The sequence below is a fragment of the Acinetobacter sp. V2 genome (genome assembly GCF_001188385.1).
GTDB lineage: Bacteria > Pseudomonadota > Gammaproteobacteria > Pseudomonadales > Moraxellaceae > Acinetobacter > Acinetobacter oleivorans.
Genome location: NZ_JZFB01000007.1, coordinates 50,739 through 52,830 on the forward strand (window position 1 = coordinate 50,739; position 2,092 = coordinate 52,830).

Annotated in this window: 3 protein-coding genes; all 3 read left to right on the forward strand. The window is 42.5% G+C overall.

From position 1 onward, the window contains the following. Positions 1-96, forward strand: a 96-nt coding sequence (locus tag UC75_RS22180) for a hypothetical protein (RefSeq protein ID WP_228137462.1), incomplete at its 5' end; no start/stop codon positions are given. Beyond that, on the forward strand, positions 93-1,367 hold the full coding sequence (locus UC75_RS16720) for a DUF1302 family protein (protein WP_049838233.1): 1,275 nt from the start codon (positions 93-95) through the stop codon (positions 1,365-1,367). The genes UC75_RS22180 and UC75_RS16720, both read left to right, overlap by 4 nt. A 54-nt stretch (positions 1,368-1,421) precedes the next feature. Beyond that, a partial coding sequence (locus tag UC75_RS22185; RefSeq protein WP_228137463.1) for an NAD-dependent epimerase/dehydratase family protein occupies positions 1,422-2,092 on the forward strand: 671 nt, incomplete at its 3' end.

Sequence of the window (2,092 nt, forward strand, 5' to 3'; positions counted from 1 at the left end):
CAAACTCAGCATATGACACAAGTTATCGTCAATGATTTTGTCGCAGAGAAAACCTTATCCGATAAGCTTTTCTCACCGCAGAGTCTTGAAAAATGACGCAAGGTACCTATTGGGTATTTGTATGCTGCAGTAGCTTTATGCTACTGCAGCATACTTATGCAGATGACAGCGAAATTAGTTTTGTGAGCCAGAACTCAGCCAGACTCGATGTGTGGTCGTCAGATCGTGATTTAAGTTCGTTAAAAAACATTGGACAAGCAAGTTTCTGGTCCAATGGTACGCTCAAGTTTAATCCAGAGTTTAAGATCCATTACGACATCAATATTGGAGACGAAACGGACCATACTGTAAACCCAGATCAAGTGAGCAAGGTAAATCGCAACTTACGTGAGTTGTATGCCTCTTATAACTGGGATCAGACAGTCTATGTCGATGTTGGTCGCCAGATTGTAGTCTGGGGGAGAGCTGATGGGATTAATCCGACAGATAATCTATCGCCCCGTGACTATACGCGACTAGTGCCAGATGAGACAGATCAACGTCTTGGAAATGATGCAATTAAATTGACATATATTCCTGAATCAGGAACCAATAAATGGACAGCATTGTGGTATCCGCGTAGTCGTTCAGATGTGATTCCATTGCGTCAGATTTCTGGTGTCCAGTATGAAATAGATAAGAAGAGCCGTCCTGCATTTGCAATGCGCTGGGATTATTCTGTAGATGGTCTTGATGTTGGTGCATCGTATTTCTCGGGTTTGGACCACATGCCCGATCTGTCAATTCTTTCTGCATCTCCAACAGGGGAGGCAACATTGCAGCTGAAAAATAATCCTATGTCCGTCTATGGATTTGATTTCAGTTATAACCATAACGATATCGTATGGCGTGGTGAAGCGGCATATACCCACACTGACTCGAATGGTAGTGAAGATCTTACGCACAAAAAAAATAATCTGACCGTGGTCATGGGTCCAGAATTAGCATTGAAGAATTCCACGCTAAGTTTGGTCGGCGTATACAAACATACGGAGGACTTTAGATCTGCCGACAGCTTAACAAATCCAGTATTGAGAGAAGTTTACCGTTATCAACAAACAATCAGTGATCAATATGAGCAGGATCAGTATGGAGCTATGCTGCGCTATGCACTTAACCTACTGAATGATAATCTAAAATTAGAAGTAACAGGATTCTACTTTGCACCAGAGCCTAATGAACTGTTGAGAGTACGTATTAATTACAGCCTTGATGATCACTGGCAATTGAATGTAGGTGGAGATCGCTTCTGGGGTAGAAATGATACGGTGTTAGGACAATTTAGAGATAACAGTCTGGTGTATGCCCAGGTTCGATATAATTTTTAAGATAATTCGCTCCAAAACAATGCTGGGAGTGCCCAGTCCCTAATAAGGTGATTTATGGATAATTTAAATAACGCAAAAAAAGATAATTTTTCACGGAAGACCATATTAGTAACAGGTGCAGCAGGTTTTATTGGTAGCAGACTGATCGTTGATCTTCTGCGTGAAGGTCATCAGGTGATTGCTGCGCTGCGTAATGCTGCAACCAAGAAAGATAAGCTGTTAGGTTTCATTGCAACAGAAGGGCTGGTCGATCCGTCTATTTCGTTTGTCGAATATGATTTAAGCCGCGATTTTAAGCTGGACTCTCTGCTAGCGGATGCTCAGGCAAAGATCCATGTGATTTATCATCTTGCTGCATCCTTTAATTGGGGCATTAGCAAAGCTGAAGCTGAGCGTACCAATATTAAGTCAGGACTTGCCTTGATTGAATGGGCTGCAACATTGAAGCAGCTTGAGCGATTTATCTGGATTGGTGGATATCGTGTGGCGGCTCCGCCACACGAGTCGGCTGATGAGTTGTATTGCAAACACGGTGGCTATGAAGCTTCAAAAATCTTGGGTTATCAAGCTTTCATTGAGGCCTGTAAGCGTTTAAATGTGCCATGGACTGCAATAAATCCAGCGACAGTCATTGATGGTTTTTATAACTATGGCGATATGCAATATATCGGTGTTGCTGACATGATTGATAAGCTCTATCAGGGACGTCTGCTGGCATTGCCAGG